This is a genomic window from Mycobacterium sp. (assembly GCF_036273375.1).
In the GTDB taxonomy this organism is placed as follows: Bacteria; Actinomycetota; Actinomycetes; order Mycobacteriales; family Mycobacteriaceae; genus Mycobacterium.
On the sequence record NZ_DASUHS010000034.1, the window covers coordinates 48,899 to 57,967 of the forward strand.

Genomic DNA, 9,069 nt, shown 5'->3' on the forward strand with positions numbered 1-9,069 from the left:
TTACCTCCTATGAGTATTAATGGCTCGGTTGGCTGCCTGGGCCGCAACGTGTTTCGCCGCGACATAGCCGAAAGTCATGGCTGGGCCGATGGTCGCCCCGGCACCGGCGTAGCTGCGGCCCATCACCGGCGCGGAGGTGTTGCCCACCGCGTAGAGCCCGGGCAGCACGGTGCCATCGGTTCGCAGCACGCGGGCGTATTCGTCGGTCAGCAGGCCGCCCGACGTGCCGAGGTCCCCGAGCACGATCCGGAAGGCGTAGTACGGCGGATCACCAAGCGGATACAGGTTCGGGTTGGGCAAGGTGTGGTCGCCGTAGTAGTTGTCGTACACGCTGTCCCCGCGGTTGAAATCGTCGTCGTGGCCCTGGCGGGCGAGTTCGTTGAAGCGGCTGGCGGTTTCGGCAAGCTGTTGTGCGGGCACGCCGATCTCAGCCGCCATTTCGTCCCACGTCGTGGCCGCTTTGACCACACCCGACTCCAGCCACGCCGGTGGGATCTTGCGGCCGGTGGGGACCGGTGCACCCGGGATCTTGGGTATCGGCAGGTGCCCCCCGACGACGTATCGGGTGAACGATCTGTGGTCGGTGATCAGCCAGCACGGGATGTGGCTCATGCCGGACCTCTGGCCCTCGATCATGGCGTGACCGAAGTCCATGTAGGGGGCCGCCTCGTTGATGAAGCGCTTGCCCGCACCGTTGACGATGAACTGCGCCGGCATCATCCGCTCGTTGAGCATGAACTGCATGCGGCCGTCCGGCCACTGGATCGCCGGGAACCACCAGGCCTCGTCGAGCAGTTCCGTCGCGGCGCCGAGGTTTTGACCGGCCCGGATGCCGTCGCCCATGGCCGCGGGATTGCCGAAGCTCCAATCCTGGTTCACCTCGGGCAGAAGTTCTTTGCGCCAGGCGAGGTCGTGGTCGAATCCTCCCGATGCCAGGATGACGCCCAGGCGCGCACCGATCCGCTGCGACTTGCCCTCGCGTTCCACCAGCGCGCCGGTAACCGATCCGTCGGAGTCGGTGAGCAGCTGCACCATCGGCGAGTCCAGCCAGAGCGGGATGCCGCGTTCTCTCAGCGCCAGCCGGAGTCGGGCCGCCAGCGACTGTCCGATGGCCGCCATCCGCTCACCGAACACCCTCGCCCGGACCATTCGCCCAATCAGCTTCAGCAGCATGCCTTTGCCCGCCCACGACTGCCTAATCCGGTAGAACGTGCGCAGGTCCTTGGGCCCCAACCAGATTCCCTTGGGGGCCAGGGCCAGCGGCTGCAACAGCTTTTGCTCGTCGGCGCCCAACTTCCGCAGGTCGATGGCGGGCACGTTGATCGTGCTGCCGAGTTCCGAGCCGCCGGGCAACTCGGGGTAGTAGTCGGCATAGCCGGGCTTCCAGACGAATTCGAACCATCCGGACAGCTGCTCCAAGAACTGCAGCATTTGTGGCGCGGTCTCGACGTACTGCCGCAGCCGTGCCTCGCTGACCAATCCGTCGGTGATCTGCTTGAGGTAGCCCACGACGGCTTCGGGCGCGGGCACATACCCCTCCCGCCGCTGGGCGGGGGCCCCGGGCACCCAGATGCCGCCACCGGACAAAGCGGTGGAACCCCCGAAGTGGGACGACTTTTCGATCACCAATGCGTCAAGCCCGGCGGCCTGCGCCGTCAGCGCGGCCGTCATGCCACCACCGCCGGATCCTACGATGAGCACGTCGACAAGGTGATCGAAACCGTCCAGTGCGGCCGTCACTTCGGAAGTGCCGTTCTGATGGCGAAACCGGCGATCAGTTCGGGTGCGGGTTTGTAGAAACGACCGGTAATTTCATAGGGGCCCGCTGATTCCAGCGCCCCGAACGCCGCTACCCATGTGCGGATCTCCTGCGCGGAACTGCCGCCCTCATGGGCGACAAACGAATTCGACCACCCGTCGAGTTCGCTCAGCCACCCTCCGTCGATGATCTCCAGGAATCGGTGGTCCCACGTCGGGTTGAGTGCCTGCAGGTCACTCTCGCCGGCGGCGAAGTGTCTGGCCGCATCGATGACGGCGGCTTGCCGGGCCTGCCGCTGCTCGGAGGTCATCGGCCGGCCATGCACGATCCGCTCCAGCACCTGCGCAGGCGCGGTCGCCAGGGTCGGCACCGGCGGGCTGTGCGAGAGCCCTCCGGATCCCAGAATGAGAACTCGCTTGTCCAGGGTGGCCAGGTAATTGCCGACGGCGGCGCCGAGCGCACGGCAGCGATGCATCGGACCCAGCGGCACGCCGATGGCGTTGACGAAGATCGGTATCACAGGACGCGCGGTGGCATCGTCGAAGAGCTTTTCAAGCGGCTGGACGGTGCCGTGGTCCACGTCCATGCTGGCCGATACCGCGATGTCGACGCCCGCGTCGAGGACCGCCTTAGCGCAGTCGGTCGCAAGCGCCTCCGGTACGTTCAGCGGGCCGGCGTGGGTGTCGTAGTCGCCCACTCCGCAGGCACTGGTGCCAATGCAAAAGGGCGGCATCACCTTATAGAAGAAGCCGTTGTAGTGATCCGGGGAGAAACTGACCACCAGTTCGGGGTCATACTCTTCGACGAAGCTTCGCGCTTCGTCGATTGCGCCTTCGATGTCGTCAAGCAGGTCCCGCGATGGCCCCGGAAGATTCAGGAGCGGGCTGTGCGACATACAGCACAGAGCCATTGCCACTTTGCAAATCACCCCCTCGCGGCGTGAGTGTGAGTGCGTCAAGGAGCGCGGTACTCATGTCGGGCGCGCGCTGAGCGATGCAGGCACCCGCGATGCATCGGTCGGGGCGCAGGAACAGCACCGAGTCCGAGTGAGCGTCGAACCAGGACTTGAGGTCACCGTGCCGGTCGCCCACCACCACGACATCGGGGTCGTCGTGTCCGGTCCAGTGCAGCTGGGTCGCGGGTCGCAGCGCAAAGAATCGGGCGCCCAACGCTTTCCAGTCTGCGAACGCCACATCACCGAGAATTTTGCGCGGGTTGTTGTTCCAGCACACCACGGCGAACCACGAACCGAGCACGTCGTCGAGCAACACGTCCTGCTGCTCCCGGGTGTCGACGCGCGGCTGGACGAACAGCGTGCCCACCGGCGAATCGGTACGCTCGGGCTCGGCGTGTACGACGGCCCCGTGCTCGTAGCGGGGCATCGGCTTGAACCGCATTTCCAGCACATAACGCTTGAGCGACGGCACAATTGACGCCGACCGCACCAGGAGATCCCGCGCGGTCGCCACGCGGCGGTTGGTCGGTGAGATCACCCGGCCCACCATGGTGGACAGATCGATCATCGCGCGGGCGTGCTTGCGGCGCTCCACGTCATAGGTGTCCAGCAGCTTGTCGTCGGCCCGGCCGCTCACCACCGCCGCGAGCTTCCAGCCCAGGTTCGCCGCATCGCGGATCCCGCTGTTGTACCCCTGCCCCTGCCACACCGGCATCAGGTGGGCGGCGTCCCCGGCGAGCAGCAGCCGGCCCTGGCGGAACGCGCCGGCGATCCGCGAGTGGTGGGTGTAGACCCGGCGCCGGATCACGTCGACCCGGTCGGGGTGGGGCACCATCCTGGCCAGCATCTGCGTCAGAAACGCGGGATCTTCGGCCTGCTCATCGGTCTCGTCGGCGTGAATCATGAACTCGAAGCGGCGAATTCCGTGGGCGATCGAGATCGAGGCGTAAGGGCGTTCGGGGTCGGCGCCGACCTCGCTGTTCGGGTGCCCGAGCGGGTCGTTGGCGATGTCGACCACCAGCCACCGTGTCGACGACGTCGTTCCATCAAACGACACACCCATCACCCGGCGTGTCATGCTGCGGCCGCCGTCGCACCCGACGACATAGCGCGCCCGCACACGTGAGGCGTCGCCGTCGTTGTCGGCGCCGCCACCGAGCTCGACGGTCACCCCGTCGGCGCTTTCCTGGCATGCCGTCATCGGACGGCCCCACCGCACCTGAACATGTTCGAATCGGTCCAGGCCGGCGAGCAATTCGGCGTCGACGAGCGGTTGTACGAAGCCATTTCGCTTCGGCCAACCGAAACGCGCGTCCGGCGGGGCCATCTCGGCAAGCACTCGGCGCTTGGCATCGACGAACCGCAGAATCTGATTGGGCACGGTGTGCGGCAGCACCCGGTCGGCGAGCCCGATCGATTGGAAGGTCCGCAGCGCCTCGTCATCCAGGCCCACCCCGCGGGGATAGTCGATGAGGGTGTCCCGCTCGTCGACCACCACCGTGCGGATACCCTGCAGGCCAAGGATGTTGGCGATGGTCAAACCGACCGGGCCCGCGCCCACCACGAGGACGTCGGTGTCGATGTCAGGAACCTCCTGCCCCGGTGCAATCATTACCGACCCAGCAGAAAGTCGAGGTGCAACTGGTTAAAGGTCTTAGCGTCCTCGTACTGCGGCCAATGGCCGCAACCGGGCATCACCTCGAAGCGCGCACCCGGAATCATCGACGCCATCCGGCGACCCTCCGCCACGTCGGCGGTCGGATCGTCACTGGTCCACAGCACGAGCGTCGGAGCGATGATCGATCCGTATTCGTCGGGGCCGAGGATGTTGCGTGCGCGAATCTCCGGATCCTGCAACGCCATGATGTCGCTCATTGCGGAGACGAATCCCGGTTGTCGATATACCCGTTGACGGCTGGCAACCAGATCGTCGTAAGCCTTGGACTTGTCGGCCATCAGCCATTTGATGCGCGCTTGCACCGTTTCCCAGGTCGGGTCCTCGGCGGCTGCCATGGACAGGGTGATGATCCGTTGCATCACCACGGGATCGGCCTGAGATCCGCCGGCGGTGTTGAGCACCAGTTGCTCAACCACATCCGGATGGTCGACCGCGGTGCGCGCAGCCACCCAGCCCCCGAGCGATTCGCCGCTGAGGTAGGCGCGATCCGCACCGATGGTGCGCAGCACCGCCATCAGATGCTCGACGTAGTGGGCGACTTCCAGCGGATGCCCCGGCTTGTCGGTGTACCCGTGGCCCAGCATGTCGATCGACCACGTCCAGAAATGCTCGGCGTGCGCGCCGAGGTTGCGCACGTAGGCCTCGGCGTGGCCGCCGGATCCGTGCAGCAGCATTAGTACGGGCTTGCCGGGATGGCCGGCGCGTAGGTAGCGGGTCCGTATTCCTCCGGCATCGAGGTAGCCCTGCTCAAACGCGACGCCCTGGAGATCGCTCCAGATGCTCTCGAACTCCGCCACGGTGCTGTCCGGCCTCCAGATCGGGGGAAATCTCGTTCTCGTTTTCGGCCTACGTTGTGTGCTAATATCGCACACTAATGTGCGTTAAATATAGAGCTTCGCTCTCGCGAGAAGGTCTGTCAAGGCTGTGAAGGGGTCCGGTACCGGTTCGCAGACCCTGGCCAGGGGTCTGACCGCGCTACAGATGGTGGCGGACTCCCCCGGCGGACTGACGGTGCAACAGCTCGCCGATCAGGTGGGCGTGCATCGCACCATCGCCTATCGATTGCTGACGACGTTGGCCGAGTTCCGTCTGGTGGCCAAGGGAGAGGACGGCCGCTACCGGCCGGCGGCGGGCCTGGCCGTGCTCGGTGCTTCCTTCGATCGCAATGTGCGCCAACTGAGCCTGCCGACGCTGCGCGCCCTGGCCGACGAGCTCGGCACGACGGTGTCGCTGCTCATCGCCGAGGGCGACCAGCAGGTGGCGATCGCGGTGATCGTGCCCAGCCATGTCGCCTACCAGCTTTCCTTTCACGAAGGCAGCCGATACCCGCTGGACCGCGGCGCCGCCGGCATCGCCTTGCTCGCGTGCATGCCACCGCGCCCCGGCGAACGGGAGCTGGTTTCCCGGGCGCGTGAACGCGGTTGGGTGACGACCTACGGCGAAATCGAACCGAATACCTATGGTCTGGCCGTGGGGGTGCGCCGCCCGGTGCCGTCGCCGCCAACGTGCATCAACCTCATCTCACACCGAGAAGACGTGGTGATGCGCGGGAAAGATGCGGTGGTCAAGGCCGCCAAGCAGTTGTCGGAGCTACTGAGCTGAAGGGATAGCAGTCCATGTCATGGGACCACGAAGTCGACGTCGTCGTGCTCGGCAGTGGCGGCGCCGGCCTCACCGCCGCGCTGACCGCGGCCGTCGCGGGCGCCTCGGTGGAGGTCTACGAAAAGGCCCCGACCGTCGGCGGGACCACCGCCGTGTCTGGCGGCATCGTGTGGATCCCCGCCCATAACCGTTCCCCCGACGGCGAATTGACGCCCGCCGACGCGTTGCAGTATCTACGCGCCCAGTCGCTCGGATCGATGGACGACGAGTTGGTCGAAACGTTCGTGCGCACCGGGCCGGCGATGCTCGATTTCATCGAGGCACACAGCGGTCTTCAGTTCGAGATTGCGACCGGCTTCCCCGACTACCGCCCCGAGTTACCGGGCGGGCGGCCGGCGGGGGGCAGGTCGCTGAGCGCGGCCCCCTTCGACCTGGCCCAACTCGACGAATGGGCAACGCAGATCACGTCTTTCCCGGCCGACTGGTCCAACGTCGGTTTCGATGCCGAGACCAGGGCGCGCCTGCACGCGGCGATCGACGAACGAACCAGCCATCTGTGCGTCGCCGGCACCGCGCTGATCGCGGGGCTCCTCAAGGGCCTGCTGGATGCCGGGGTGACCCCGCACACCAATGCGCGCGCCGAAGGACTCACCGTCGAAGACGGAGAGATCACCGGGGTGCGCGTGGCGCTGCCGGATCGGATGGTCAGTGTTCGCGCCCGGCACGGGGTCATCTTGAGCACAGGCGGCTTCGAGTGGGATCCAACGCTGACACAAGCCTTTCTACGCGGCCCCATGCACGGCGCGGTCTCTCCACCCAACAACACCGGCGACGGTTTGCGCATGGCGATGGAGCACGGGGCCGACCTGGCCAACATGGGTGAAGCGTGGTGGGTGCCGATCGTGCAAATACCCGGCGACACGATCGAGGGCAAGCCGCGCAGCCGCAGCGTGCGGCTGGAAAGAACGCGGCCTCGCAGCATCATCGTCAACTCGGCCGGCCGGCGCTTCGTCAACGAGGCGTGCGATTACAACTCGATGGCCGGTGCCTTCCATTACCTGGATCCTCGCGGCGGCTACGTCAACGATCGCGGGTGGATGGTGTTCGATTCGATTCACCTGCAGCGCTATGGATTTCTTGGTATCGAACCTGGGCAACCCGTCCCGGACTGGTTCTGCGAGTCGGCAGACCTCGTCGAGTTGGCCGCCAAGACCGGCATCGACGCCGACGGTCTGACCCACACGGTCGAGAGCTGGAACCGTCATGTGGCCACCGGCGCGGACCCCGACTTCGGCCGCGGCTCTAGCGCCTACGACGGCTACTGGGGCGATGACACCGCGACCACACCGGCCGGTAAGACGCTGGGCCCGATCGACACCGCCCCGTTCTACGCGGTGCCGGTGAGCATCGGTGCGATGGGAACCAAGGGTGGACCGCGCACCGATCACGATGCCCGCGTTCTGCATGTCGGCGGCGAGCCGATACCGGGTCTGTTCGCTGCGGGCAATGCGATGGGCGGCGTGACCGGACGCGCGTACGGTGGCGCCGGCGGAACCCTGGGCCCGGCAATGGTTTTCGGTTATCGTGCGGGTCACGCGGCCGCCACCGGGAAGTCGGTCGACCTGAAATAGTCGGGGCGGGCGCCGTGGGCGCCGGGTGATTTGCCGTCAGCCTTGCTGGCGCAACCGGTGCACCCTGCGTCATCCTGGGTTGATGGTCGCCTACGACTGGATCGGTGCCACCTATCGCAGCACTCGTCGAGCCGATCCGCGGATCGCTTCGCAAGTGCATGCCGCGCTCGCCACGATGGGCACCGTCGTCAACGTCGGGGCAGGCACGGGTTCCTACGAACCAGCCCAGACCGTCGCCGCGATCGAGCCCAGCACGGTGATGATCGCCCAGCGTCCCGTGGGAGCAGCGCCCTGTGTCCAGGCCGTGGCAGAGGCCTTGCCACTGCGCGACAAGTGCGTTGACGCCGCGATGGCGATGCTGACCGTGCACCACTGGGAGGACCTCGCGGCCGGAATCGACGAATTACGCCGCGTCGTGCGCCACCGGATAGTCGTGTTGACGTGGGATCAATGGGTGATTCAGAAGTTCTGGTTGCTTCGTGAATACCTGCCCGACGTCGCTCAGATCAACGAAGAGCTTTATGTGCCGATCGCGAGACTTGTTGAGATGCTGGGAGGGGCGCAGGTGCACACGGTGCCCGTACCGCATGACTGCACCGACGGATTCGGCGCCGCCTTTTGGCGCCGCCCCGAGGCCTATCTTGACGCCACCGTCCGCGCCGGTATCTCCATGTTGGCGTACGCAGATGAGAGCTCGCTGGCCGAGGGTTTGGCCCGGCTCGCAGCAGACCTGCACTCCGGACGATGGCAGCAACGACACGCCGATCTGCTTGAACAACAACAACTGGACGTCGGCTATCGCCTACTGATCAGCGATTGCGGTTAACACACAGCTTCGAATCGATCCTCTTAAATCCCACCATCTTTCGACCAGGCCGTGCCGGGACCTCGCGCGGCTGCGCGACCATCAGGCGAGTTTGCTTCGCGATAACGCCGGTGATAGCGCAAATGGGAATCGCCTCATGCCGGACGGAACGCTCGCCGCAGCACCCACATCCGGCGCCTTGGGCGCGACCGCGACACGTGTGGGCGGCCCGGTTTTGTCGTAGGTGGCTGCGATGATGTTGTCATGTCTTCGAGCGCATCGGCTGGCGCCGTGGTGGTGAGTCCTGGCGAGCGTCTTGAGGTGTTGTTCGAGGAGCTGGCGGAGTTGACCGGTCAGCGCAATGCGATTGATGGGCGCATCGTCGAGATCGTGGCCGAGATCGATCGCGACGAGCTCTGCGGTGTCACCGGCGCGCGGTCGGTGCCGGCGTTGGTGGCCTGGAAGATCGGCTGCTCGTCAACGAACGCCCACACGATCACCACCGTCGCGAGCCGGCTCGAGGAGTTCCCACGCTGCGCCCAAGGCATGCGAGAGGGCCGGCTGTCGGCCGATCAGGTCGGCATCATCGCGGCGCGGGCCGGCGAGGGGTCCGATGAGCACTACGCGCAGCTGGCGCGC

At 66.1% G+C, this 9,069-nt stretch carries 8 protein-coding genes; 4 read left to right on the top strand and 4 right to left on the bottom strand.

Annotation, left to right across the window (positions count from 1 at the left end):
• From VFW69_RS03885 to VFW69_RS03900, 4 genes are read right to left on the bottom strand one after another with little or no spacing between them, the layout of a single operon-like run.
• On the bottom strand, positions 1 to 1,728 hold the full coding sequence (locus tag VFW69_RS03885) for an FAD-dependent oxidoreductase (RefSeq protein ID WP_526498376.1): 1,728 nt from the start codon (positions 1,726 to 1,728) through the stop codon (positions 1 to 3).
• A gap of 8 nt (positions 1,729 to 1,736) precedes the next feature.
• Positions 1,737 to 2,654, bottom strand: a complete 918-nt coding sequence (locus tag VFW69_RS03890; protein ID WP_526498356.1) for a 3-carboxyethylcatechol 2,3-dioxygenase — start codon at positions 2,652 to 2,654, stop codon at positions 1,737 to 1,739.
• On the bottom strand, positions 2,602 to 4,326 hold the full coding sequence (locus VFW69_RS03895) for a bifunctional 3-(3-hydroxy-phenyl)propionate/3-hydroxycinnamic acid hydroxylase (protein WP_526498358.1): 1,725 nt from the start codon (positions 4,324 to 4,326) through the stop codon (positions 2,602 to 2,604). The genes VFW69_RS03890 and VFW69_RS03895 overlap by 53 nt, the downstream gene beginning before the upstream one ends.
• Complete coding sequence (locus VFW69_RS03900) at positions 4,326 to 5,189, bottom strand: alpha/beta fold hydrolase (protein ID WP_526498360.1); 864 nt, start codon at positions 5,187 to 5,189, stop codon at positions 4,326 to 4,328. The genes VFW69_RS03895 and VFW69_RS03900 overlap by 1 nt, the downstream gene beginning before the upstream one ends.
• 127 nt (positions 5,190 to 5,316) lie before the next feature.
• Between VFW69_RS03900 and VFW69_RS03905 the strand changes: the two genes are divergently transcribed.
• From VFW69_RS03905 to VFW69_RS03920, 4 genes are all read left to right on the top strand, one after another.
• Complete coding sequence (locus tag VFW69_RS03905) at positions 5,317 to 5,994, top strand: IclR family transcriptional regulator (RefSeq protein WP_526498362.1); 678 nt, start codon at positions 5,317 to 5,319, stop codon at positions 5,992 to 5,994.
• A gap of 14 nt (positions 5,995 to 6,008) precedes the next feature.
• The gene (locus tag VFW69_RS03910) at positions 6,009 to 7,625 is read left to right on the top strand and encodes an FAD-dependent oxidoreductase (RefSeq protein WP_526498364.1); all 1,617 of its coding nucleotides are present in this window, start codon (positions 6,009 to 6,011) and stop codon (positions 7,623 to 7,625) included.
• A gap of 82 nt (positions 7,626 to 7,707) precedes the next feature.
• Positions 7,708 to 8,451, top strand: a complete 744-nt coding sequence (locus tag VFW69_RS03915; RefSeq protein WP_526498366.1) for a methyltransferase domain-containing protein — start codon at positions 7,708 to 7,710, stop codon at positions 8,449 to 8,451.
• Positions 8,452 to 8,694: 243 nt separating this feature from the next.
• Positions 8,695 to 9,069, top strand: a 375-nt coding sequence (locus VFW69_RS03920) for a DUF222 domain-containing protein (RefSeq protein ID WP_526498368.1), incomplete at its 3' end; no start/stop codon positions are given.